Annotated in this window: 24 protein-coding genes; 2 read left to right on the top strand and 22 right to left on the bottom strand. The window is 46.1% G+C overall.

Going from position 1 to position 24,161, the window contains the following annotated elements:
* The first annotated feature begins 14 nt into the window (after positions 1-14).
* Entirely contained in the window at positions 15-185 is a 171-nt protein-coding gene (locus tag K6T22_RS04600) for a XapX domain-containing protein (RefSeq protein WP_034785920.1), read from the top strand.
* Between the two features lie 202 nt (positions 186-387).
* Here K6T22_RS04600 and K6T22_RS04595 read toward each other — a convergent pair whose 3' ends face one another.
* The 5 genes from K6T22_RS04595 to K6T22_RS04575 all read right to left on the bottom strand — a co-directional run bounded on the left by K6T22_RS04595 (position 388) and on the right by K6T22_RS04575 (position 6,141).
* A complete protein-coding gene (locus tag K6T22_RS04595) occupies positions 388-1,005 on the bottom strand; it encodes a hypothetical protein (RefSeq protein WP_238239143.1) in 618 nt (205 codons plus the stop codon).
* Between the two features lie 21 nt (positions 1,006-1,026).
* Positions 1,027-1,929, bottom strand: a complete 903-nt coding sequence (locus K6T22_RS04590) for a deoxyribonuclease IV (protein ID WP_238239141.1) — start codon at positions 1,927-1,929, stop codon at positions 1,027-1,029.
* 98 nt (positions 1,930-2,027) lie between these two features.
* Positions 2,028-3,380 (bottom strand): DEAD/DEAH box helicase, encoded by a 1,353-nt coding sequence (locus K6T22_RS04585; protein ID WP_238239140.1) that lies wholly within the window; start codon positions 3,378-3,380, stop codon positions 2,028-2,030.
* A gap of 47 nt (positions 3,381-3,427) precedes the next feature.
* Positions 3,428-4,381 carry a sugar ABC transporter substrate-binding protein gene (locus K6T22_RS04580; RefSeq protein ID WP_238239138.1) on the bottom strand — a complete coding sequence of 318 codons (954 nt, stop codon included), beginning with the start codon at positions 4,379-4,381 and terminating at the stop codon, positions 3,428-3,430.
* Positions 4,378-6,141, bottom strand: a complete 1,764-nt coding sequence (locus K6T22_RS04575) for a two-component system sensor histidine kinase NtrB (RefSeq protein ID WP_238239137.1) — start codon at positions 6,139-6,141, stop codon at positions 4,378-4,380. The genes K6T22_RS04580 and K6T22_RS04575 overlap by 4 nt, the downstream gene beginning before the upstream one ends.
* Positions 6,142-6,286: 145 nt before the next feature.
* On the opposite strand from K6T22_RS04575, the gene K6T22_RS04570 reads away from it, so the two are divergent.
* Positions 6,287-7,234, top strand: coding sequence for a 4-hydroxy-3-methylbut-2-enyl diphosphate reductase (locus tag K6T22_RS04570; protein WP_238239135.1), 948 nt, complete (start codon positions 6,287-6,289; stop codon positions 7,232-7,234).
* Between the two features lie 88 nt (positions 7,235-7,322).
* Here the strand turns inward: K6T22_RS04570 and K6T22_RS04565 are convergent, their stop codons facing one another.
* From K6T22_RS04565 to K6T22_RS04485, 17 genes are all read right to left on the bottom strand, one after another.
* Entirely contained in the window at positions 7,323-8,435 is a 1,113-nt protein-coding gene (locus K6T22_RS04565; RefSeq protein WP_238239133.1) for a Nif3-like dinuclear metal center hexameric protein, read from the bottom strand.
* Positions 8,435-9,154, bottom strand: a complete 720-nt coding sequence (locus tag K6T22_RS04560; protein WP_337927107.1) for a tRNA (adenine(22)-N(1))-methyltransferase — start codon at positions 9,152-9,154, stop codon at positions 8,435-8,437. The genes K6T22_RS04565 and K6T22_RS04560 overlap by 1 nt, the downstream gene beginning before the upstream one ends.
* A gap of 117 nt (positions 9,155-9,271) precedes the next feature.
* Positions 9,272-9,613 (bottom strand): cytochrome c550, encoded by a 342-nt coding sequence (gene cccA, locus K6T22_RS04555; protein ID WP_238239132.1) that lies wholly within the window; start codon positions 9,611-9,613, stop codon positions 9,272-9,274.
* A 153-nt stretch (positions 9,614-9,766) separates the two neighbouring features.
* Positions 9,767-10,852 (bottom strand): RNA polymerase sigma factor RpoD, encoded by a 1,086-nt coding sequence (gene rpoD / locus K6T22_RS04550; protein WP_023467512.1) that lies wholly within the window; start codon positions 10,850-10,852, stop codon positions 9,767-9,769.
* A 34-nt stretch (positions 10,853-10,886) separates the two neighbouring features.
* Entirely contained in the window at positions 10,887-12,683 is a 1,797-nt protein-coding gene (gene dnaG, locus K6T22_RS04545; protein ID WP_238239131.1) for a DNA primase, read from the bottom strand.
* A gap of 146 nt (positions 12,684-12,829) precedes the next feature.
* Entirely contained in the window at positions 12,830-13,639 is an 810-nt protein-coding gene (locus tag K6T22_RS04540) for a pyruvate, water dikinase regulatory protein (RefSeq protein WP_053452749.1), read from the bottom strand.
* Positions 13,640-13,651: 12 nt separating this feature from the next.
* A complete protein-coding gene (locus K6T22_RS04535) occupies positions 13,652-14,281 on the bottom strand; it encodes a transcriptional regulator CcpN (RefSeq protein WP_029341036.1) in 630 nt (209 codons plus the stop codon).
* A gap of 21 nt (positions 14,282-14,302) precedes the next feature.
* Positions 14,303-16,363, bottom strand: coding sequence for a glycine--tRNA ligase subunit beta (gene glyS / locus K6T22_RS04530; RefSeq protein WP_238239130.1), 2,061 nt, complete (start codon positions 16,361-16,363; stop codon positions 14,303-14,305).
* Positions 16,356-17,246, bottom strand: coding sequence for a glycine--tRNA ligase subunit alpha (gene glyQ / locus K6T22_RS04525; protein WP_029341034.1), 891 nt, complete (start codon positions 17,244-17,246; stop codon positions 16,356-16,358). The genes glyS and glyQ overlap by 8 nt, the downstream gene beginning before the upstream one ends.
* 288 nt (positions 17,247-17,534) lie before the next feature.
* Positions 17,535-18,284 (bottom strand): DNA repair protein RecO, encoded by a 750-nt coding sequence (gene recO / locus K6T22_RS04520; RefSeq protein ID WP_238239129.1) that lies wholly within the window; start codon positions 18,282-18,284, stop codon positions 17,535-17,537.
* Between the two features lie 3 nt (positions 18,285-18,287).
* Positions 18,288-19,196, bottom strand: coding sequence for a GTPase Era (gene era / locus K6T22_RS04515; RefSeq protein ID WP_023467500.1), 909 nt, complete (start codon positions 19,194-19,196; stop codon positions 18,288-18,290).
* Positions 19,189-19,587, bottom strand: a complete 399-nt coding sequence (locus tag K6T22_RS04510; protein ID WP_023467498.1) for a cytidine deaminase — start codon at positions 19,585-19,587, stop codon at positions 19,189-19,191. The genes era and K6T22_RS04510 overlap by 8 nt, the downstream gene beginning before the upstream one ends.
* 49 nt (positions 19,588-19,636) lie before the next feature.
* On the bottom strand, positions 19,637-19,987 hold the full coding sequence (locus K6T22_RS04505; RefSeq protein WP_283205700.1) for a diacylglycerol kinase family protein: 351 nt from the start codon (positions 19,985-19,987) through the stop codon (positions 19,637-19,639).
* Positions 19,984-20,460, bottom strand: a complete 477-nt coding sequence (ybeY, locus tag K6T22_RS04500; protein ID WP_238239127.1) for an rRNA maturation RNase YbeY — start codon at positions 20,458-20,460, stop codon at positions 19,984-19,986. The genes K6T22_RS04505 and ybeY overlap by 4 nt, the downstream gene beginning before the upstream one ends.
* Positions 20,457-22,514 (bottom strand): HD family phosphohydrolase, encoded by a 2,058-nt coding sequence (locus K6T22_RS04495; protein WP_238239126.1) that lies wholly within the window; start codon positions 22,512-22,514, stop codon positions 20,457-20,459. The genes ybeY and K6T22_RS04495 overlap by 4 nt, the downstream gene beginning before the upstream one ends.
* Before the next feature lie 36 nt (positions 22,515-22,550).
* Complete coding sequence (locus K6T22_RS04490; protein ID WP_053452742.1) at positions 22,551-23,513, bottom strand: PhoH family protein; 963 nt, start codon at positions 23,511-23,513, stop codon at positions 22,551-22,553.
* Between the two features lie 170 nt (positions 23,514-23,683).
* On the bottom strand, positions 23,684-24,154 hold the full coding sequence (locus K6T22_RS04485) for a hypothetical protein (RefSeq protein ID WP_238239125.1): 471 nt from the start codon (positions 24,152-24,154) through the stop codon (positions 23,684-23,686).
* Between the last annotated feature and the right edge of the window lie 7 nt (positions 24,155-24,161).

The following is a 24,161-nucleotide window of genomic DNA, read 5'->3' as shown; positions in this document are numbered from 1 at the left end:
AAAGGACGAGACGTATGCTTCAGCAAATCTTATTATCTCTTCTAGCAGGCGTTATCTGCGGCGTTGTTTTCACCGCACTGAAATTACCGATTCCTGCCCCACCTGTTTTCCCAGCCATCGTCGGGATCTTTGGCGTATTCCTCGGGATGAAAATTTATCTGTTTCTCGTGGAACGTTTTTTCTAATTCAAACGAAAACCGTTCTCTGACTGCTTCATGCAGAAAGAGAACGGTTTTTTAATTATTTTTTTAAAGCTTCTGCGATGATACGATTCCAGTTGACCTCATCGCATATTGTCTTACAAAACCGAATCGACTTCCTTCACCGATTTTTCGTCAGACGATAACTACATTCGATATACAAAGTGTGAAAAATCTAAAGTTTAATTCACTCATTCTCTTCTGTCGCTGCTGCCGTATCCACCGCATGCAACATCTGTTGATGCAACCATCGATGACACGTCGGACAAACGGTCTGATATCCTTCTGGCGTCAAATGCCACTCCAGTAAAGATTGGCGCGTCTCGTCACAATGAATACATTGATCTGCAACCTGTTCCGAATGATTCCGTTCCTTGAATCGCTCGATCCGGCGTTGTTTTGCTTGTTCGAGTGTCAAAACATCCGTTTCAAAATATCCGTACTGCCACGAATCAAGCAGTCGTGTGCGGAATACTCCTTCTATTGGCCCCGTTTTAAGGCCAAGTTGACGGAGCGGTTGACCGAGTAAGGGGTGACGCAAATCCACACTGATGAGATCGAGACACACATATGACCCTTCTGAATCGTCAGCAGTCGTCAACCAAAACGGGTCTTCTGGACGTGTCGTGTACTCCGTAAACAAAGCTTCTGCATACGCAATGACTCCATCGGTCGTCGCAAGAAAAACCTCTTCTCCCTCAGCCAGTTCCCCCGGCAAATAAAACGGTTCCTTTGTTTCATAATAGTGGACAACAGCTTGTCGTATCGCGAAACTTGACTCATCGACGACGAATAGATGACACATCACAGACACCCCTTTATGAGTTTATTCGACCGATGCACCTAGAATCGGCAAACGCCAATCCGCATCAAATGCACCAGAGCGTAACATCTCGATTTCTTCTTTATATGGCGCGACTTTTTTCTTTGGATCGAGACCAATATAAGGTGTTTCTAAAATTTTTGGTAAATGAGCAAGTGCAGGATGATGAACGATACGGTGTAACGTATCAAATCCAATCTCACCAAAGCCGATATTTTCATGACGGTCCTTCCGTGCACCGCGGACGTTTTTCGAGTCGTTTACGTGAATGACTCCAAGGCGATCAAGCCCGACGATCCGGTCGAATTGTTCGAGGACACCATCTAAGTCATGTACAATGTCATATCCCGCGTCATGTACGTGACAAGTATCGAGACAAACGGATAGACGATCCTGATGCGTGACGCCTTCGATAATTTGCGCAAGCTCCTCGAATGTCTTTCCGATCTCCGAACCTTTGCCAGCCATCGTCTCAAGCGCAATCTTGACCTGTTCTTCGCCTGTCAGTACTTCGTTGAGTCCTTCAATGATACGTTTGATCCCGACCTCTTCCCCGGCACCTACGTGTGCACCTGGATGTAATACGATATGCTGTGCCTTCTCTAACGCCTCTGCTCGTTTGATCTCTGCTGCTAAAAACGAGACCGCTAGCTCGAATGTTTCTGGTTTCGTTGTATTTCCTAGATTAATGATATACGGCGCGTGCACGACGATCTCTTCAATCCCGTTTGCGCTCATATGCTGAAGTGCTTCTGGAATGCGTAACTCTTCCATCGGCTTACGGCGTGTATTTTGAGGTGCCCCTGTATAGACCATCATCGTCGTCGCGCCATAAGACGCTGCTTCCTCGCTTGCACCTAACAACATTTTTTTCCCCGAAACGGAGACGTGTGAACCTATTTTCATGTTTTATTCCACCTTTCTCTTTTATCAGTGTACCAAATCTTGAAAACGACAAGACACCCGAAAAATGTTTTTTCATTTCACGGGTGTCATCGATGGTGTTATTTTGATTTACGTGCGTTTTCTTTACGTTGCGCGCGACCGACACCACGTTGTTCTTTGATGCGTTCACGTTTTGCTGTTTCTTTTAATTTATATTGGTGCTTCTTCTTATAACCTGGTTTAACGCGTTTTTTCGCTTTTGCTGCTTCACCAGACAGACGACTATGTGCCGTCTTCGAGACAGCAGTCTTCATATGCGGTTTCGCACGACGACGTTCTTTAACTTCCATGATTTGAGTCCCTTTGACATCAACGTTTGTAAATTGAATGCCGCGATCCTCTAAGCGATTGATCATGCCGTTCTCGTGATCTTCAAACAGTGTATATGCCAATCCGTCTTGATCGACACGTCCTGTCCGACCGACACGGTGAACGTAGAAGTCTAAATCTTTCGGAATGCCATGGTTGATGACGTGTGAGACGCCTGAAATATCAATTCCGCGTGCAGCAAGGTCCGTTACGATGACGTATTGATACTTCGCATCATTGATTTCTTTGATGGCTTGCTTACGACGGCGAGCTGGAAGATCTCCGTGAAGAGAACCAACATTGAGTCCTGCTTCTAAGAACAACGCTTCGACTTCGATTGCTTCCGCTTTTGTGTTCGTAAAGATCAAACAGATATACGGATTCAGCGCTTTTGCGACTTTCAACGTCAGTGCTGAACGCTCACGGTGCTTGACTGGAATCGTATGATGAACGATTTTCTTCGCTGTCTGTTGTTTTGGATCCACATGCGCATAACGCGGGTTGTTCATGTACTTTTTCAAGAACGGTTGTAATTTCTCAGGAATCGTTGCTGAGAAGACCATCATCTGAAGCTGTTCTGGAAGAGCTTGCGCAATCCGGTCAACTTCTGGCAAGAAGCCCATGTCGAGCATTTGATCCGCTTCATCGATGATGTAGTGCTTCACGAAATGCGGTTTCAACGCCTGTTCTTTGAATAAGTCTAGAATACGTCCCGGTGTTCCGATGACGATTTGTGGTGAAACCTTCACACGACCGATTTGACGTTCGCGATCCATTCCACCTGTAATGAGACTCGTCTTGATGAAGTCTGGTTCCTTGACGAGTAATGATTTCAATTCCTCGTGAATTTGCCAAGCGAGTTCACGTGTTGGCGCAACGATGATCGCTTGTAATTCTTGAAGCTTTGGATCAACGTTCTGAACGATTGGAAGAAGAAACGATAACGTTTTCCCTGTGCCGGTTTGTGATTGACCGATGATGTCACGTCCCTTTAATGCAGCTGGGATGATTCGTGACTGAATATCGGTCGGTTTTGTGATGCGGGCGTCATCGAGTGCTTCGATGACGAACGGGTGTAATTGATAATGGCTGAATCCATTCATGAATTGACACCGTCCTTTCCTTATTTGCTGAGGCATCTGCCTCTCGATTAGTTCAACATGGTTATGGGTCTACTACCGTCATACAGATAGGAGTACGTATAAAAACGAGTTGGAATCTTTTTGTTTTTCGTATGAAGCTTCAATGCACTGAAGGCGACTTTCATCATCTCATCAGCACTCTGGACGACCGTCGCATCCATCGATTTCATGTCAACAGCTTCTAATATAGCACGATTCCCGTCAATGCCGACAACTATTTTTCCTTTCATGCCTGCTTTTTTCAATGCTTCAAGGACACCAAGCGCAATATCATCATTGTGACAATACACGGCGTCAAACGGAATACCCGACTCAATGACCTGTGTCATGACCCGTTCCGAAGTGACGGGATCGTAATCACCGTTGACTGATTCAACGATTTTTAGATTCGGCTCCCGCTCAAGACCCGTCATGAATCCCCGGTGCCGTTCATTCGTCGTATTGACGTTTGCCGTACCTGCGACTTCAATGATGTTGGCAGTTGCCTGTCCCGTTTGTTTGATACGTTCATGTTTGATGAACGAGGCGAGTTGTTCTCCAATCAATTGATTGTTCGAAGTAATCGAACTGACGACTGCATCAGAGCGAATCAATCGGTCAATCGCGAAAACCGGAATTCCGGCACGCGCTGCCTCGTCTAACGTACTAGCGATGTAGACATCATCAAGCGTTGTCACAAAAATTGCATCGACCTTCATTCGAATGAACTCTTGAATCTGTTCGCGTTCATTAATGCGTGAGTTATGCGATGTCGCAACGACGGCTTCATATTTATTTAGTTTTGCTTGCGTCTTGAATGCATCAACGAGCCGTTGAGCAAATTCATGTTTATCATTCACGATCGTAAAACCAACAAGATGACGCCGTGGACTTGTGTCTGGATTAACGAACAGATTGGAGATGAACAGAACGGATGAAATCCAGACAATTAAGACGAATAACCAAGCCTTATTGAATTTCATTCCGTTTGCTCCTTTCGTGGTAAGTGGACTTGAATCGTCGTACCAACGCCCGGCTTACTATCGAAGATCATCTTTCCTTTATGATCACGAACGATTTGTTTCGACATGAAGAGTCCAAGACCATTTCCGTCCACTTTCGACGTCTTAAACGCTTGACCGACGTAATCAATCTGGTCTCCGTCCATCCCTACCCCGTTATCCTGAACAATGAAGACGACTTCTTCCGGATAGACGTGGACATGCAGATGACATATGCCATCTGGTCCCTTAAACGCAACAGCTTGAAGGGCATTTCGGACACAGTTTGCTAAAATCTGCAAGATGCCCTCTTCCGATGCATAAATCTTTGGCATGAAGGACGGCGTATAAATCTTGCAGTCCGCCTCGTAATGATGAGCTTCTGCTTCAAGAATATATGTTAGCTTCTTCATTAAATCATTCATGTCGATCGTCGTTTTTTGAAGCGCATTGTTTTCGCCTTTTGACAAATCAAGCATCGTTTGGATCATACCATTCGCCCGATCAAGTTCTGATAAGGCGAGAATCAGCATTTCCGGATCACGATCTTTTTCTGCTGCTAATAACTGTAATGTCATCTTGACCGGCGTTAATGGATTACGAATTTCATGAGCAATCCCTGCTGCTAATTGACCAAGTGATGCTAGTTTTTCTTGATGTAACATCGTTTGTTGTTGACTCAATTGCTCAAGTCGCGCGTTTTCCATCCGCTGTGCGTACTCGTTATACGCGGCAACGAGTGTCTTGACCTCGTTTGATCCGGCACGCTCGAGAACAATCGGTTTAGGGGAGGTACTTTTTTCAATCTTATGCACAAGTTCAAGCATTGGCGCTGTCAACTGCTTCGACATCAAATAGCCGACAATCAAACTGAGGACGAGTGTTAATGCCGCGATGATCAAATACTGCTGTCGTGTCGTATAGACAGGTTCATAAAAGACGCTTCGTGGTGTTCGAACGAGAATCTTCCAATCCGTCACTTTTAAATCTTTCGCAAAATAATACATATCTTGATTCGTACTAAAAATCTCGGAAGGTTCTATCGACTGAAAAGCACGTTCAATGACACTTTTCGATAATACACGCTCTTGATCCGTCACGAGGTTACTCGATGTTGCTAATAGTTCTTTTTTGCTATTGAAAAGATAGGCGATGGTCTGATCGTCAAATGATTCAAGTGAATTCCGAAAGACGACTGAATTCATGACACTTAATCCACCACCAAAGACACCTACTCGCTCATTGCCATCTCGAACCGGAACGAACATATAAGTGACAGCATCCGATTCCATCGTATACAACTTGCTCATATGAAAATCCGTACTCGTCAATGCTTGTAAGAATTCATCATCTTTCAAGATGAGACTGTCCTTTATTTGACGATCATCACTTGAGAACCAAGTAATTTGTTTCGTCTTCCGATCAAAATAGAAGAGGCTCTTAAACCCCGTATCAATATCTAACAGGTTCGATTCCTCAATTTTTTGTTTTAGCTTTTCAGGGTTTTTGACATTCAGCTGCAAGCTCATGATCTCTTCATGCAAATTCCCGATATTGTCGCGAATCGCATTTCCTGAGACCTCGACACTTTTTTCGCTTTGTTTCTCTGTTTGTTGTTCGACCCGGGAAATCGTAACCCGGTCCGCAGTGAAGGCAAGCGCTGATATGACAAGACAAATCAGGATGAATAAAACGGCAGTAATTTGGAAAAAATACGACCGCATCATTTTCTTAGACTCCATCCCTTCGCCTCCCTTTTGAATAATTGACAACTTCATTAGTATAGCATGTTCTGTTGTTCAAACAGACTCCTCTATTTTCATTCAGCTTCAATCAATGGTACACTCTAACTAATCATTCTTTTTCACAAAGGGAGAATCTACAACTATGCTAGTAAAAAAAATCAGCCCCCGCGGCTATTGTTACGGTGTCGTCGATGCAATGAAACTTGCACAACAAGCGGCATTGAATAAAGACCTGCCACGCCCGATCCATATTTTAGGGATGATCGTCCATAATGCTCACGTTACGCGTGAGTTTGAAAACATGGGTGTCGTTACAGTTGATGGTCCCGATCGTCTTGAAGCGTTAGAGACGATTCAAGAAGGAACGGTCATTTTCACTGCACATGGTATCTCACCTGCTGTTTATGCTCGTGCTGCCGAGAAGAACTTACACGTCGTCGATGCAACATGCCCTGACGTGACACGTACCCACGACTTGATTCGCCAAGTCGTCGCAGACGATTATGAAGTCATCTACGTCGGTAAACACGGACACCCGGAACCCGAGGGAGCTGTTGGTGTAGCACCAGAACACGTTCATCTGATTGAAAAAGTCGAAGATATCGATGAACTCCCACCTCAGCTTGCTCACAAGAAAATCATCGTCACGAACCAGACGACGATGAGTCAATGGGACGTCCAAGCGTTGATGGAACATGTCCGTAAAAAATATCCGCATGTTGAAGTACACAATGAAATCTGTAACGCCACACAAGTTCGACAAGAAGCAGTTGCCGATCAAGCAGGAGACTGTGAGCTCGTCATCGTCGTCGGTGATCCGCGTTCAAATAACTCGAACCGTTTGGCACAAGTATCTTTCGATATTGCTGGTACTCCGGCGCATCGAATTGGTGATTTAACAGAACTCGACTTGTCTTGGCTCGAAGGTGTCACACAAGTTGGTGTCACGTCTGGTGCATCGACTCCAACACCTATCACGAAAAAGGTCATCGATTTCCTACAACAATATGATCCAGCTGATATTAGTACGCATGACAAAACACCATTCCTTGAACTACGACGGATTTTACCAAAAGTAAAAATTCTTTAATCTGAATATGGTAGAAGTAAGAATAAAACACCGGACAGCGAATCTTCGCCGTCCGGTGTTTTATTCTTACTTTTTTCTACTTCACATATCATAAAAATTGAAATGGATTCGTATTGGCGGTCGAGACGATGAGCTCTACATCGATCTTCTTCTCTTTGAATCGTCTGCTTAATTCGTTGACGACGCCTTCTTTCATGACTGATTCGACATGGTGTCCTGGGTCAACGACAGCTAACCCGAGTGCCATCGCGTCATGAGCAACATGGAAATAAAGATCACCCGTCACAAGAACATCTGCTCCAGCAAAAGCAGCAGTCGAGACGTACTTATTCCCGTCACCTCCGAGAACAGCGACCTTTTTGATTTCCCGCGCTTCATCTCCAACAAAGCGTAAGTTCTGTACACCAAACGATTTACGAACATGTTCTGCAAATGCCCGTAACGTCATCGCTTCCGGCAATCGTCCGATCCGTCCGAGACCGAGGGGTGCTGCCGCGCGTTCTTGACGAATGAGATCATACGCGACCTCTTCATATGGATGGGCTTGTTTCATTGCTCGAATAACTTGTTTCTGATTCAGTTCCGTCACGATCGTCTCGATCCGAACTTCCGAAACACGCTCCAGTTGTCCTGCTTCTCCAATATACGGGGTCGCGTCCGTCGAAGGTCGGAATTGACCCGTTCCGTTGACATGGAATTGACAATCACTATAATCGCCGTCTTTTCCTGCTCCCGCCTGTGCAAGTGCTGTTGAAACGCGTTCTACAGCTTCAGTCGGTACGAAGACACTTAATTTATATTGCGTATTTTCAAACGTTGGCGCTAACACTTCACAGGACTCAAGACCAAGTGCTTCTGCCATCCAGTCATTGACCCCTCCTGGTGTGACGTCAAGATTCGTATGCGCAGCATAAACGGAAATGTCGTGCTTGATACATTTTGAGACAATCCGTCCCGTCGCGGAACGATCCGTTACATTCGCTAATTTACTAAAAATCGGTGGATGATGCGCGATGATAAGATCTACTTTCTTTTCAATCGCCTCATCGACGACAAACTCCAGGACATCAAGTGTCACAAGTACGCGCTTGATTTCCTTGTTCAGTGTTCCAATTTGTAGACCAATCGGATCTCCCTCGAGTGCGAACTTTTTAGGAGCAAATGCTTCAAACTGCTCAATGACATAGTTACCATTCGCCATTAGTTCGTCACCTCTTCCATCTTTTGAATTAATTGTTCGATGGCTTCGATTTTTTCAGATAAAACCTCCGTTGCTTGTCCTTGTTTCATCTGAGCTAAAATATACTCCCGCTTTTGTTTTTCAAGTTGCCATTTTTGGATGAACTCAGGTGCACGTTCCCGCATTAACTGCGGTCCAAAGAATAGCTCCCATCGACGTGTTATATCGTCCTCTGAATATAGTGTTTCTTCTCCACGTTCCGCAACGAGGATCTCGTAAATCTTTCCATTCTCCTCAACGATTGCTTCTGATAACAACGCATACGAGTTTGCAAGCAACCAGTTCCGAACATCAACTGCATCAACATTTGGTTGAAGAATCAATCGTTCCTCTCCTGACAGTCGATCTTTGCCTTCTTCAAGAATTGAAGCAATCAGTGTTCCTCCCATCCCTGCAATCGTAATCGCTGTAGCTTCGCCCGGATTTAAGACAGATAATCCACTTCCGAGACGGACATCGATTTGTGACTCAAGTCCTACAAGCGCCACTTGCCCTTTTGCTGCTTCCATCGGTCCTTCATTGACTTCCCCTGCAATCGCGCGTTCAACTTTATTTTGTTGAATACAAAAACACGGTACGAATGCATGATCTGATCCAATATCTGCGAGGATGGCTCCTTGTGGAATATACGACACGACTTTTTGGAGTCGTTGATCCAATACGACGTTCATTTGCATCATCTTCATCCTTCCTATTTTCCGAAAAACTCTCTTTTAAAAATAGCGGATTTACGATAAAAAAGATACCGTACACCACAAAAAAACATCCATCTCGTAGCGAGATAGATGCCCTTGTTCTTATTTCTTAGCAGCTAACCATTTGGCTAGAACAGCTGCTTCTTCATCATTCGCAAGACCGCCAGGCATTTGCCCTTTACCGTTCATTGCGATGTCTTTAATTTCTTCTTCTTTCAGCTTCGCACCGATCTTTGTTAAGTTCGGACCTGTTCCGCCTTCTAAGTTTCCGCCGTGACATCCTGTACATCCTTTAGATGCAAACAAGTCTTCTGGCTTCATTTCTGCAGTTGACGGCCCTTTACGAGCTTCCTTCACCTGATCGACCCCAAAGTAAGACAATGAAATCATAGCGATGATGGCGATGACTGCGATCGCCGCGAACGGTACTAATGGATTACGCATTTGGATTCCCCCCATATTCTATACCCAACCAAGTTGGTGACTGAATGGTATTCCCCGTTACTATTCTACTGTAAAAAAAACAGGGAAGGAAGAAAAAAACGAAACTTTTTTCTTCCTTCCCACTAAAATTTCATATATTCTTCACACTTTGAATTAATCGAGGAAATCTTTCAAGCGTTTTGAACGACTTGGATGACGCAATTTCCGAAGTGCCTTGGCTTCGATTTGACGAATACGCTCACGTGTAACGCCAAATACTTTCCCGACTTCTTCAAGTGTCCGCGTCCGACCATCGTCAAGTCCGAAACGAAGACGAAGAACGTTTTCTTCACGATCCGTCAACGTATCGAGGACATCTTCGAGCTGCTCTTTTAAGAGCTCGTATGCAGCGGCATCTTGTGGTGCCGTCGCATCTTGATCCTCGATGAAATCTCCGAGGTGTGAATCGTCCTCTTCCCCGATTGGCGTTTCAAGTGAAACCGGTTCTTGAGCAATTTTCAAGATTTCACGGACTTTTTCTGGTGTGATCTCCATCTCTTTTGAAATCTCTTCCGGTGATGGTTCACGTCCGAGATCTTGCAAGAGTTGACGCTGAACACGAATCAATTTATTGATCGTTTCAACCATGTGAACTGGAATTCGAATTGTACGCGCTTGGTCAGCAATCGCACGTGTAATCGCTTGACGAATCCACCATGTTGCATACGTCGAGAATTTATAACCCTTCGTATAGTCGAACTTCTCGACCGCCTTAATCAGACCCATGTTCCCTTCTTGAATCAAGTCTAGGAACAACATACCGCGTCCGACATAACGTTTCGCAATCGAAACAACGAGACGTAAGTTTGCTTCTGCTAGACGTTTTTTCGCTTCCTCATCGTTTTGTTCGATTCGTTTCGCGAGTTCAACTTCGTCTTCTGCATTCAACAAATCTACGCGTCCGATTTCTTTTAGATACATCCGGACAGGGTCATTGATTTTGACACCAGGAGGAACTGACAAATCGTTTAGATCTGCCTCTTCTTTTTCGTCTCCTGTACCGTCATTGTTGACTTTAATGCCTTCCGTTTCCAGCAACTGTAGGAATTCCTCAAATTGCTGAGCATCCATCGATTCGAACGAACTCAGCTTGTCTTCGATTTTTTGGTGTGACAATTCACCATTCTTATGTCCGAGCGCGATGAGTTCCTCTTTCGCGAGACGGAGTAATTCAGCTTCTGATCTTGCTTTTTCTGCCATCGAACCATACACTCCTTCCACATCATGCAGCAGGTCATCGATCTTTTAAACGACGCTTCCGTTCTATGATCGCCTGCATCAGTTCCGCTTGGGCACGGATATCTGTTTGTTGATTCAATCGTGACTTTTCTTCTTCTAACAATCGACGTTGCTGTTCATTTTGGACGGCACGAATGTAATGACTGAGCAAATCAGGATCATATTCAGGCATCAACATGAACTCTAAATCTGCTACGATTCGTTGCAAGGAGGCATCGTGCAACATCGTCAAAAAACGATCTGGACTTCCTTGCGTACCTGTCCCGTAAAATTCATATAACTTGCCGGCAATCAATTGGTGTGCCGGATCATTGAATTGGACACCTAGTTGCTCTCGCACTTCAAGACTGACTTCTTCTGAACGGATCATGTAGGCAAGCAAGAAGCGTTCTGCCTTTTTCCAGTTCGCAAAAGTTCGATCAGGAGGTGCTGTCGGTACAGCAGCTGGGCGATCGGAAACGATTTGTTCTCTCTTCGGTTGTTGAACGGTTGGACGCACTTGTGCAATCAAGGAGTCTTTCGAAAGTTTGAATTCCTCGGAAAGTTTCCCTAGATAAATGTCCCGTAACAACGGATTGGATGTTCGACCAATCTCTTCAAGCATAGTTTCAATATATCGAACGCGTTCTCCTTCTAATCGCAAGTTTTTTCCTTGTCGAAAATAAAAAGATTTGAATTCAAGACTTGAAACCCGTTCTTGTTCGATCCATTGTAAAAACGTCTCTTCTCCCTGATTTCCAATGAAGGAGTCAGGGTCTTCACCATCCGGTAAACGGATGACGGAACAGTCGACGGCAACTGCTTCGAGCAACTGTAAGGCTTTTAGCGTCGCAGCGCGTCCTGCTTTGTCTCCGTCATAACAAATTATGACTTCATCGACGATCCGCGCTAAATTTTGTGCGTGAACAGGTGTTAAGGATGTTCCTAAAGAAGCTACCGTATAAGGTATACCCGCTTGAGCGACACGCACAACATCAAGATTCCCCTCAACGAGGACAACTTGCTTGATTTTACGCATTGCTCCTCGTGCTTGGGCGAATCCGAATAACAGTTCACTTTTATTGAACAAAGGTGTTTCGGCTGTATTGACATATTTCGGATCACGACCATCAATCGATCGTCCACTAAATCCGACAATCGTGCCATCACGATCAGAGATAGGGAATACGACTCGACCATTGAATCGATCTCGATAATCGCCATCGCGTCCGATTGAAATCAATCCCGCTTCGACCATCTCATCTAGATCAAACCCTCGACGCGTCAACGAATCTACAGTAAAGCGGTCTTGATCCGGTGCATAACCAAGTCGGAACTCGCGCATCGCACCTTCCCGGATACCACGATTCTCTAAATAGATTCGTCCCGCGTCACCCGCTTCCGTTTGAATCAACACTTCATGATATAACTCAGTGACGATCCGATGCGCTTCGCGCATCCGGAACTTCTTTTCTTGTTCTGGTGTCGATTCCGACTGTTCGAATCGGTCCGGCTCCAGTTCAGGAAGTGTGACGTCGCTACGGTCTGCTAATTTGGAGACGGCTTCTTTGAAACTCATTCCTTCTGTTTCCATGACAAAAGTGATGGCATTTCCTCCTGCACCACATCCAAAACAGTAGTACATCCCTTTATCAGGAGAAACAGAAAAGGAAGGTGATTTCTCAGAATGAAACGGGCAAAGCCCTGAATATCGATTCCCTTGTTTTTTTAATTCTACACGTTCTGAAATCAATTCGACGATGTCCGTAGCTTGGCGGACCTGATCGACGACCTCATCAGGAATTCGCTTCATTCCGTCCTCTCCCCTTTCCTTGAGAACTTATCCTTACATGACCATACCCGCAATGAAACGGAACGATGACTCGTTCCGTTTCATTAGAAAAAGGGCATTATCTCATTTATCAGCTAAACAAGTATACTATGTTCCTGACTGCTTGACTAGTCATGCGCCTTCCCGGAAATTCCGGTCAATATTAGGTTTGCTGTTTCCTCGACTGCCTTATTCGTCACGTCGATGACTTGGCATCCGATTCGTTCGTATAAGTTACGTGCATATTCGAGTTCACGGTTGATTCGGTCCATCTGCGCATAGGCCGCTTCTGGCTTGAGTCCTAAAGAACGCAATCGCTCCATGCGAATATCAATCAACTTTTCAGGAGAGATGAGTAATCCAAAACACTTTTCTTTTGGAATATCGAACAACTCTTCCGGTGGGATCGATTCGGGTACGAGTGGCACGTTTGCTACTTTATATCGTTTCAAGGCCAGATACTGTGAGAGTGGCGTTTTTGATGTACGCGATACCCCGATCAAGACGATATCCGCCCGTTTGATGCCTTTTGGATCACGTCCATCGTCATATTTGACAGCAAATTCGACCGCTTCGATTTTCCGGAAATACTCCTCATCCAAGCGATAGATCAATCCCGGTTCTTCCTTCGGTTGCATCTGCAAACGATCTTCCATCGTATCGAGCAATGGACCAAGAAGATCGATTGCTTTTACACCGTGCGCACGCGCTGTATCTGCAAGCAGACGTCGATGCGTCGCATGGACGATCGTAAAGGCGATCGTCGCTTGCTCTTCCTTGGCGTGGAGGACCAAGTCATAAATGACTTGATCATCGTCGACGAACGGGACTCGGACTGTTTCGATGGCTTGCTCCGGGAACTGGATAGCGGCTGCGCGGACGACGAGCTCACACGTCTCTCCGACAGAGTCACTCACGACATAAATCCGTTGACGCATCAGGAACCCTCCTTAAATTTCTTCATCACGTGCTAAAGCGACCAATACTTTCGTCATATTCGTTTTCGTCATTCGACCAACGACTTTTAAGACTCCGTTCTCTTCTTCGACGACAGGCATTGAATCAATCTGCTTTTCAATCAATTTCATACCAGCACCAATCAACGTCTCCGACTTCTCACAAACCGTTAAATTCGGCATCCGTGTCATGATGATATTGACAGGTAACGAGTCGAGTTCTTGATTACCGATTGCTGCACGTAGAAAATCCTTACGTGACAAGACACCGACTAAAGCGTGATCCTTACTGACGACGAAAAGGGAACCGACATCTTCTAAGAATAAGTGGACGATCGCATCGTACACGGTCATCCCTTCATGAATGACCTTTGCCGACGACATGAATTCCCCGACGGTCAAGGTGTCGAGTTTCTCGTGAAGCATGGAAGCATTTTTCTTCCCAACGTACATATAGCCGACGCGTGGACGTGCTTCTAACATGCCGGTCATCGTTAAAATAGACAAATCGGGTCGGAGCGTCGCCCGTGTCAGGGAGAGCGCTGCAGCAATTTGCTCTCCCGTGATTGGACCATTCTCTTTAACGATTTGGAGTATCTTTTTTTGCCGTTCATTTAACTTCATCGGCTCATCCGTCCTTTTTCTTTACGCTAAAGTAAGTGCATTGAACCGAGCGACTGATTCGATGGCTTCCGCAAATCGTTTCATTTCGTTAAGACGGTTCGTACGGACCGTTTCGTCGTCCGTCATGATCATCGTACCGTCAAAGTATGCCGTGATCGACGGAACAGTTGTCTCGAGCGCTGTCAGTGCTCGTTCGTAGTCGAGTGTAGCGATGGCTTGATCGACTTCTGGTAACGCCTTCTCGATTGCCTCATGCAACGCACGTTCTGCATCATTTTCAAAGAGCGCTGGATCGACAGCTGTTACATGCTCTGCCTTTTTCGAGATGTTCAAGACACGACTTAGTTGTTCGACCGTTTTCTTGAATGACTCTTTTTTCGTCGCGTCTTCAAGCATTGCAGCACGCTGTTCATTCGCTTCGACCGTTAACGTATGATCAAGAGCGGCTTCGACGACATCATGACGGAAGTTCATTTCCGATAGACGGTACTTCAAGCGTTGGGCAAAGAAATCTTGTAGTGCCGCTTGAACTTCTTCGGCATCCTTCGCATAAAGACCTGCTGCCACCTGTTCTGAAACGACGAAGGCAATCAGTTCAGTTAAGGTTAGGTTCAACTTACGATCTGATAAAATCTGAACGATCCCTTGTGCTTGACGACGTAATGCATATGGATCCGCTGATCCACTTGGAATCATGCCAACACCAAAGAATCCAGCGACGCTATCCATTTTATCGAGAATTGCATAAAGCGTTCCAGTTGGCGTTTCCGGACTTGCATCACCCGCGAAGCGTGGCATGTAGTGTTCCCGAATCGCAGCAGCGACTTCCGAGTCCTCGTTTTTCATGTTCGCATAACGCTCACCCATCAGCCCCTGTAATTCCGTAAATTCATAGACCATTTGGCTGACGAGGTCGAATTTATAGATTTGTCCTGCTCGTTCGACACGTGTTTTATCTGCCCCGACACGATCGGCAAGTGCGAGTGCCATCTGACGCACGCGACGGACTTTTTCACCTGTTGTTCCTAATTTTTCATGGAAGACGATTTTATCAAGACGTTTCGCTTGTTCATCGATGTCTGCTTTTTTATCTTCTTCATAGAAGAACTGTGCATCTGCCAAACGGGCACGGATGACTTTTTCGTTTCCGCGTGCGACGTTTTCAATGTGCGTCGCATTTCCGTTTCGTACCGTTACGAAGTAGTTAAGCAACGTATCGTTGCGTTTGACCGGGAAGTAGCGTTGGTGTTCTTTCATCGTCGTGATCAAAACTTCTTCTGGTAACTCAAGATATGCTTCATCGAATGCGCCAAACAAGGCTGTCGGATACTCGACGAGGTTCGTGACTTCTTCAAGTAAAGAGGCATCGATTGGCACTTCGAATTGCTCACGTGCTGCAAGTGCTTCGATTTGTTCTTCAATCAACTGGCGACGTGCTTCGTAACTAACGATGACGTTTTCTCCAGCAAGCGCTTCGACATAGGCGTTTGGACGCAGAATCGTGATATCTTGCCCGAGGAAACGATGTCCACGTGACGTCCGCCCTGTCTCAACAGATGCGACTTCAAACGGGATGACTTGATCATCAAGCAAGGCGATCAACCAACGAATCGGACGCATATAACGCAGTGATTGTGTGCTCCAGCGCATGTTTTTCGGGAATGTCATCGCTTCAACGACTTGTTTTAGCCCAGGAAGTAGATCGGCTGTCGCTTGTCCGACTTCCTTACGCGTCGCATAGAGGTATTCGACTCCTTTTTCTTCCCCAAGGAAGAGATCGTCCGTCGTTAATCCTTTACCGCGTGCAAATCCTTCTGCTGCTTTCGTCCAGTTCCCTGCTTCATCCATTGCGATGCGTTTTGCTGGTCCTTTTAGTGTCTCTTCGAGGTCACTTTGACGTGCTGCGATACCTTTGACGTAAACCGCTAGACGGCGTGGCGTCGAGAATGATTCGACGCTTGCGAACTCAATCCGAGCTTCTCCGAGGAAACGCGTCACGCGCTCCTTGAGTTGTGTTTCCGATTGAAGGACGAATCGAGCCGGCATCTCTTCTAAACCGATTTCAAGTAATAATTCATGCATGTGACTCACCTGCTTTCGACTTGATCAATGGGAAGCCAAGACGCTCCCGTTCTTCGATGAAACTTTGCGCACAACGACGCGACATGTTTCGGACACGATGAATGAATCCTGTTCGTTCCGTAACAGAGATTGCTCCTTTTGCGTCGAGGAGATTAAAGGTATGTGAACATTTCAAGATGTAATCATATGCTGGGAAAACGAGGTTCTCATCCAAAGCACGATTCGCTTCTTTTTCGTATTGATCGAATAACGTAAAGAGCAAGGCGACATCTGATGTTTCAAACGTATACTTCGAGTGTTCAAATTCTGGTTGATAGAAGATATCACCGTATTTGAAACCATCTGTCCAAACAAGATCAAACACACTCTCGACATCTTGAATGTACGAAGCGAGACGTTCAATTCCGTAAGTGATCTCTACTGCGATTGGATTACACTCGATTCCACCGACTTGTTGGAAGTACGTGAACTGCGTGATTTCCATTCCGTTCAGCCACACTTCCCAGCCGAGACCAGCAGCACCGAACGTTGGGTTCTCCCAGTTATCTTCTACGAAACGAATATCGTGTTCGAGTGGGTTGATGCCGAGTAACTCGAGACTTTGTAAGTATAATTCCTGAATGTTATCAGGCGATGGTTTCATGATGACTTGGAATTGATGATGTTGGTACAGGCGGTTCGGATTTTCTCCGTAACGACCATCCGCCGGACGACGTGATGGTTCTGTATAACAGACGTTCCATGGTTCTGGTCCGAGACTCCGTAAGAACGTCATCGGATTCATCGTACCGGCTCCTTTTTCTACGTCGTATGCTTGCATTGTCAAGCAGCCTTGTTCTGCCCAAAATTTTTGTAATGTCAAGATCATGTCTTGTACTGTCATCTTCACGACTTTCACCTCCAAAATGATTAGGGAACGCAAAAAACGCCCCTATGTACAACAATCGTTGCACATAGGGACGAGACAAGCCCGCGGTTCCACCCTACTTGCATGCATCGCATGCCACTCTTTTTGACAAAGAACACTCCGAAACGCCGTTCGCGCCCCTCTCACTTCCAGCTCACACCACCCTGGAATCGCTTGATTGAGAAAAAGACGGTACTCCTTTTCGTCATCGTGTTCATTTAGTTGCTTCTTCCGCATTCATTCTACCGAACCCGCTTGTTGCTGTCAATCGTTGCCGAAATCAATCAACTGGTCGAGGACGCGTTTTGAACGCAGACGTAACCCACTGTAGCGCTCCATATAGGCATCCATGATTTGACGCAATAGACGCTTCGTTTCTGGCTTCACCGTCACGGTACCGATTCGTGAAAAATCGTAGACGGAAAACACATAGAGCATCTTCGCGACTGCTTCTGACATGAAAATAGCGTGTTCATCCTCATGGCGATGCCGGCGACAGAGTAGCCCCCCGTGGTGCAGCGAAAAAGCGAAAGGTGCTTCAGCACTCCCGCAGATCGTACATCCATTTAAGTGAGGAGCAATCCCTAGATGGCGCAACAGACGTAACTCGATGATGAAGGAAACGACGTCTGGATCGAGTCCGTCATCCATCGCCTCTAGCCCTTCGACGAATAAATCATACAGCGCCGGTTGTGGCACTCGTTCATCGAGCGCTTTGTCCGCAAGCTCAAGCAGATACATCGCATATGCCATCAAGACGACATCTTGCCGGATATGCGCATGGCTCGTGATAACATCTGCCGATTTCAACTGACCGAGACCTCGTGACCGTGGATAGATATAGACGCCTCGGACGAAAGGCTGGCTCGCCGCGTTAAAGCGGCTGCCCGGCTTTTTCGCTCCACGTGCCATGACGGCGAGCTTGCCGAATTCACGTGTCAGTAGCGTGACGATCTTATTCGATTCACCATATACGACCGTTCGTAATACAAGCCCTTCCGCCTTATCGATCATCGCTTAATACTCGTCATCGCGGAAGCCGAGTTCACGCAATTGACCTGCCTTGTTGCGCCAATCCTTTTGGACTTTGACCCACAAGTTCAGGTAGACTTTCGTCCCGAGTAACATCTCGATGTCCGTTCGTGCTTCAGAGCCGATTTCTTTTAGAAGTGCTCCGCGTTTTCCGATGATGATTCCTTTTTGGGAATCCCGTTCAATTAAGATCGTCGCATGGACATCGACCATGTTCCCGTTCTCACGCGTCTTGATTTGATCAATCGCGACCGCGATCGAGTGCGGTACTTCATCACGTGTCTTTTGCAAGACTTTTTCGCGGATCATTTCCGAGATGATGAAACGTTCCGGGTGATCGGTCACTTGATCCGCTGGATAATACATCGGTCCTTCTGGTAAGATCTTCGCGATTTCTTCAAGTAATGGTCCGACATTGTTACCTTGAAGCGCCGAGATCGGAACGACTGCCGCGAACTCGAGTTCATTTTTATATGACTCGATGATTGGCGGAATATCATTCGGATGAATCAAGTCAACCTTATTCATGACGAGAATGATCGGTGTATCGAGTTCCTTCAGTTTTTCAATGATGAAGTCGTCACCTTTTCCTTTTGGTTCCGTCACATTGACCATGAACAAAATCGCATCGACTTCACGTAAAGCGTTCGTCGCGACCTTCATCATGAAATCGCCGAGCTTGTGTTTTGGCTTGTGGATGCCCGGTGTATCAATGAAAATCGTTTGAACGTCTTCCGTCGTGTAGACACCTTGAATTTTGTTGCGCGTCGTTTGTGGTTTATCAGACATGATGGCAATCTTTTGTCCGATGACACGGTTGAGGAATGTCGATTTTCCGACGTTCGGGCGTCCGATGATCGAGACGAAGCCCGATTTGAATCCTTCTTTAAACATGTAAATCCCCTTTCGTGAATGCTCCTGGTAAGAGGGCGCCCACTGTTGTTTCAGTGACGTCTCCTTTGAGGTTCGTCAAATAAATTGGCATATCCGCATCGCACATTTCAGATAACACTTGGCGACATTGTCCGCATGGTGCGACCGGTCCTTCCGTGTCGGCAACGACAGCCATCGCTGCATACTCGCGCGCATCCTGTGCCCATGCTGAGAAGATAGCTGTCCGTTCTGCGCAGTTACAAAGACCATATGCGGCGTTTTCAATATTACAGCCATGGAAGACTTGTCCGTCCTTCGTTAGTAGAGCAGCACCGACTTGAAATTTCGAATATGGAACATACGCTTTTTCGCGTGCACGTTTAGCTTGTTCGAGTAATTGTTCTGTTTTCATGTTCATTTTCCCCTTTTTAGGAACGGTATTGGCCAAAAAGGCCGGATTCTTATTGTACCAAATATGGGATGAAGATGCATAGTGCAATTGCAATAGATGTAAGCGCCAACACAAGAACGGCTCCACTTGCGATGTCTTTGACTGCTTTTGCGAGCGGATGCCACTCCTGCGTCACGAGATCAACGATACGCTCAAACGCTGTGTTGAACATCTCAGCACTGATGACCATGCCGACCGTCAAGAATAGAATCGCCCGTTCAACAGCAGTCAACGGCAGTAAAAAGGCGACCAGTAAGACGATGCCGCCAATGATAACATGAACTTTCATATGTCGTTCTTCTCGAATCGATTGAAACAAGCCATCTATAGCATGCCGAAATGGTTGCCACCAACTCTTCACAATGTGCCTCGGAATAACTCGAAGTGGTGCAGGATCTCCTCCTGTCGCTTCGTCATGACTTCCTCGTCTGCTTTTTCAATGTGATCATAACCGAGTAAATGGAGGAACCCATGAACGGCAAGGAAACCGAGTTCTCGCTCGAAATGATTCCCGTATTCAGCTGCTTGTTCGCGACACCGTTCAACCGAGATGATCAAGTCTCCAAGGACGATTGGTTCATCTTCAAGTAATCCAAAGTCAATCTCATCTTCTCCGAGTTCTTCCATTGCGAAGGAGATGACATCTGTCGCCTGATCTTTCCCACGCCATTCACGGTTGATTTCTTGAATCTCATCGTTTGAGACGAAGGTTACGGACAACTCACTATTTGGATCGACTTCTTCTTGTTGCGCTGTATAGATTAAAATCGATTCGACAAGTTGTTGCTGCTTTTCCGTTAGACGATTGTTTTCATCTGTCATATAAATATTCATGTCGTTGCCTCTTTCTTTAATTCTGGATACTCGATTCGTTCATGGAACAAACCGGATAAGGTATGGCACGCACTCTCACCGACACGGTAAATCTCACGCGTCGTAATGTCACATTCCGCAAACTGATCATCCATCATCTTTTCACGAATGATTTTCGCGACCAAGTCCCGAATTCCTTCTTCCGAAGGAGCTTTCATCGAACGAACAGCCGCCTCAATTGAGTCGACGATCATGATGACCGCTGCTTCACGCGTTTGTGGTTTTGGTCCCGTATAACGGAATGTCTCTTCATCGACCTCACCCTGTTCTGCTGCCTTGACATAAAAGTACCGAAGCAGAGAGGTGCCATGATGCTGACGACAAATATCGATGATTGCTGCAGGAAGTTTTGCGTCTTCGAGCAGTTCAACACCGTCCTCCGTATGTGCCAAGATGACACGTGCTGACTCTTCGGGCTGAAGTCGATCATGCGGATTACGTCCATGCTGATTTTCAATGAAGTAGAGCGGTCGTCGCGTTTTCCCTAAGTCATGATAATAAGCTCCGACTCGTGCAAGTAAGCCATCTGCCCCGATTGCTTCGCAAGCGGTTTCCGCTAAATTTGCGACCATCATGCTGTGATGGTACGTTCCAGGCGCTTCGACCAAAAGCTTTTTCAGCAGTGGATGCGTTGGATTGAGTAGTTCAAGTAATCGCGTCGGCGCTAAGATGCCGAATGTCATCTCAAGAAACGGTAACAACCCAATCGCAAGAACGGCACTCAAGATACCACTAGCAATCGCAAAGCCGATTAAAATCAGGGTTTCTCGCGGTTCAAACGTACCACTTCGTAACAAAACGAACGCTAAGAAAATCGCGATATTTGCTCCAGCAATCGAAATACTGCTCATGAAAATACGACGCCGTGACAAACTAGAGCGCAGGAAAAACGTCGCGACTAAACCACCAACTAATAAATAGATTGCAACATTAAAGCTGAAGTTTTGATTCGTACTATAGAAAAATGTTCCGGCGAGTGCCGTAAAGAGCGTACTCGATAACGCAATCCGTTCATTCAACAAATTTCGTAGAACGAGCGCAGCAAACGCTGTCGGCGTTAGTAAGTAAAGAGCCGGATTGATATCGTCTGCCAAAAATGCCATACCATACATGACGAGTAATTGGAGACTGACGACGAGATAGACGAGTCCGAACAAGCGGATCCGCCCCATCTGAGCGTAGCGTAATTTCGAACGATAGATGAAACCAAACAAAAAGGCAGTCATCAGCGCACTGACAAGCATCGCACCGAGTAACGGTTTCAACGACTGACGGTCGGAAATCAGACCGACGAGTTGGAGCTGGCGATAGGCGTCTTGTGAAATGACCTCTCCCCGCTTGACGATCACTTCTCCCTCAGAAATAATAACCGGTTCGACTTTATCACTCGTCTGTTTTCGGAGCTGCTCCGTCTTTTCCGGGTCATAAACATAGTTCGTTACGATCAGTTGATCGGTCAGCGCTTTAGCAACCGCTTTTAAAGAAAAAGACAACGGCGAACGTTCGATATCAGTTCGAGCATTCTCACGTGCCTCAGCTACTTCACCACCGTCGGACGAGATGCGTTGACGCATCGCTTCTTCAATCGCTGTGATGACGACATCTCGCGTCGTATCTCGGGATGATGTGGTAGATGTCGCGAGCAAGCGTAACTCATCATCCTTTAAAAGAGTTGCTGCCTCCGTTCCGCGGAGTCGCTGTTTGATTTTGCTAATTTCATCCGCTTTTTTTATACCGGATAAACTAGCAAAAAGTTGTTCGACTTTATCAATTTGCTGTGCTGCATACTCTTGCTTGATCGTATATTGACTCTCGATTGCAGCAATCGAATTTTCCTTAATTTGATTCGTCGCTGTCCGGTCTTCAATCGTTAAAGGTGACCGGATATCTTCTTCTGCAATTGAGAATGGTTCTGCGGACAAGGCTTCTGGTCGAACACTGACATACATCATCGTTGATACGACGAGATAGAATACTACTGTCAAAAGACCGACCCAGACCCCAACCTTGCGCATATCATCTCCCCCTTTTCCCTCTATTTCCGTAACGGCTTAGGTCAAATCTTGACTGTAAGCATCAACGATTTTTCGGACAAGTGGGTGACGCACGACATCAGCTGAACCAAAATGTTCAAAATGGATACCTTTGACATTTCCAAGCAGATGCAAAGCTTCTTGCAGACCAGATGTTTTTCCACGCGGGAGATCGACTTGTGTTAAATCGCCCGTAACAATCATCTTCGAATGGAATCCGAGACGCGTCAAAAACATCTTCATTTGTTCACGTGTCGTGTTTTGTGCTTCGTCGAGAATGACAAAAGCGTGTTCAAGCGTCCGTCCTCGCATATAAGCAAGCGGTGCAATTTCAATGACACCACGTTCGAGCAAGCGTGCCGTATGTTCGACACCAAGTACGTCATGCAATGCATCATACAGGGGACGTAGGTATGGATCGACTTTTTCTTTTAGATCCCCTGGAAGAAATCCAAGGTTTTCTCCTGCTTCTACGGCCGGACGGGTCAGGACGAGTCGTTTAACGTGCCCTTCCTTCAGTGCTTTTGCCGCCATCACGACTGCGAGGTACGTTTTACCGGTTCCTGCTGGTCCGATACCGAATGTTAAATCACAGCGATCAATTCCTCGAACGTAGCGCGCTTGACCAAGCGTCTTCGCACGAAGTGGTTTTCCTTTATGATTCGTATGAATGACCGTGTCGTAAAGTTCTAGAAGTTCATCTACCCGATCTTGACGCGCGAGTTGAATGGCACTCGTCGCGTCACGCTCCGTTAAAACAGCTCCACGATTAACAAGTTGTTTCAAGACACCAACGACTTGTCCAGCTAAGATTACAGACTGTTCCTGTTCGGATTGTGCCAACAGCTCATCTCCACGATGCGTAAGCTGAACTTCAAGTTCTGCTTCCATCGTACGTAAGACTGCGTCATTCGGACCGACAAATGCTTGAATCTGTTCTGAATTCGAAAATGCAAATGGGATTCTTTCATTGAATATCACGTTGTGAATGGCCTCCTAGTCATGGATAACAAGTTGTCATCGCTTCATATCTAATCTCTTCCACTTTAGCACTTCCGCCGAAAAGATGGAAAGAAAAACCCGTTTCCACCATTTAGGAAAGAAAAAGAGTCGATCCTCTTGGTTCTTAGGATCGACTCACTATACAACTATTAGCGTTTGCGCTTGGAAACAGGCGCACCAAGCACTTCACTCCAAACGATGGCACGTCGCATTTCATCCTGTGAAATCGTCGTTGCTGACGCTGAACGACTAGACGATCCAATGGCACCATCCGCTACGCTATCTTTGATTTCACCAATCGTCGAAGAGGACATCCCTTTTTTCGAATGTTTCTTTTGACGTTGATCGAGCTGCTTTTGTAAATCTGTTCGTTCATGAACCGGTCGAACTTTCGTCTGAGTCACTCCCGGTTGTTTCTTCGCGGGCGCTTTTTTTCGAACGACCGGCGGAGGTGTCGCCTCTTGTCGCACTGTATCTACTTGTTCGACCATTTGTTTCACATATTCACCAAACTCCTTTGAAGGAGTCCGGTTTGTCTGCTTCGGTTTTTTATCCGCTGCTTTTGAGATGACGGAGATGACACCGAATGCGATCATCAATCCGACCCATATGATATCCATACCGTCT

Origin of the sequence: Exiguobacterium acetylicum (assembly GCF_022170825.1) — a bacterium.
Taxonomy (GTDB): domain Bacteria; phylum Bacillota; class Bacilli; order Exiguobacteriales; family Exiguobacteriaceae; genus Exiguobacterium_A; species Exiguobacterium_A acetylicum_B.
The sequence above is the reverse complement of the archived record's forward strand: the minus strand, read 5'-3'. Positions and strand labels throughout refer to the sequence as shown.

Bases quoted from the DNA above. Each gene is read 5' to 3' on its own strand.
- K6T22_RS04600 (WP_034785920.1), top strand. From the start codon at position 15: ATGCTTCAGCAAATCTTATTATCTCTTCTAGCAGGCGTTATCTGCGGC.
- K6T22_RS04595 (WP_238239143.1), bottom strand. From the start codon at position 1,005: ATGTGTCATCTATTCGTCGTCGATGAGTCAAGTTTCGCGATACGACAA.
- K6T22_RS04590 (WP_238239141.1), bottom strand. From the start codon at position 1,929: ATGAAAATAGGTTCACACGTCTCCGTTTCGGGGAAAAAAATGTTGTTA.
- K6T22_RS04585 (WP_238239140.1), bottom strand. From the start codon at position 3,380: ATGAATGGATTCAGCCATTATCAATTACACCCGTTCGTCATCGAAGCA.
- K6T22_RS04580 (WP_238239138.1), bottom strand. From the start codon at position 4,381: ATGAAATTCAATAAGGCTTGGTTATTCGTCTTAATTGTCTGGATTTCA.
- K6T22_RS04575 (WP_238239137.1), bottom strand. From the start codon at position 6,141: ATGGAGTCTAAGAAAATGATGCGGTCGTATTTTTTCCAAATTACTGCC.
- K6T22_RS04570 (WP_238239135.1), top strand. From the start codon at position 6,287: ATGCTAGTAAAAAAAATCAGCCCCCGCGGCTATTGTTACGGTGTCGTC.
- K6T22_RS04565 (WP_238239133.1), bottom strand. From the start codon at position 8,435: ATGGCGAATGGTAACTATGTCATTGAGCAGTTTGAAGCATTTGCTCCT.
- K6T22_RS04560 (WP_337927107.1), bottom strand. From the start codon at position 9,154: ATGATGCAAATGAACGTCGTATTGGATCAACGACTCCAAAAAGTCGTG.
- cccA (WP_238239132.1), bottom strand. From the start codon at position 9,613: ATGCGTAATCCATTAGTACCGTTCGCGGCGATCGCAGTCATCGCCATC.
- rpoD (WP_023467512.1), bottom strand. From the start codon at position 10,852: ATGGCAGAAAAAGCAAGATCAGAAGCTGAATTACTCCGTCTCGCGAAA.
- dnaG (WP_238239131.1), bottom strand. From the start codon at position 12,683: ATGAAGCGAATTCCTGATGAGGTCGTCGATCAGGTCCGCCAAGCTACG.
- K6T22_RS04540 (WP_053452749.1), bottom strand. From the start codon at position 13,639: ATGCGTCAACGGATTTATGTCGTGAGTGACTCTGTCGGAGAGACGTGT.
- K6T22_RS04535 (WP_029341036.1), bottom strand. From the start codon at position 14,281: ATGAAGTTAAATGAACGGCAAAAAAAGATACTCCAAATCGTTAAAGAG.
- glyS (WP_238239130.1), bottom strand. From the start codon at position 16,363: ATGCATGAATTATTACTTGAAATCGGTTTAGAAGAGATGCCGGCTCGA.
- glyQ (WP_029341034.1), bottom strand. From the start codon at position 17,246: ATGACAGTACAAGACATGATCTTGACATTACAAAAATTTTGGGCAGAA.
- recO (WP_238239129.1), bottom strand. From the start codon at position 18,284: ATGATCGATAAGGCGGAAGGGCTTGTATTACGAACGGTCGTATATGGT.
- era (WP_023467500.1), bottom strand. From the start codon at position 19,196: ATGTTTAAAGAAGGATTCAAATCGGGCTTCGTCTCGATCATCGGACGC.
- K6T22_RS04510 (WP_023467498.1), bottom strand. From the start codon at position 19,587: ATGAAAACAGAACAATTACTCGAACAAGCTAAACGTGCACGCGAAAAA.
- ybeY (WP_238239127.1), bottom strand. From the start codon at position 20,460: ATGAATATTTATATGACAGATGAAAACAATCGTCTAACGGAAAAGCAG.
- K6T22_RS04495 (WP_238239126.1), bottom strand. From the start codon at position 22,514: ATGCGCAAGGTTGGGGTCTGGGTCGGTCTTTTGACAGTAGTATTCTAT.
- K6T22_RS04485 (WP_238239125.1), bottom strand. From the start codon at position 24,154: ATGGATATCATATGGGTCGGATTGATGATCGCATTCGGTGTCATCTCC.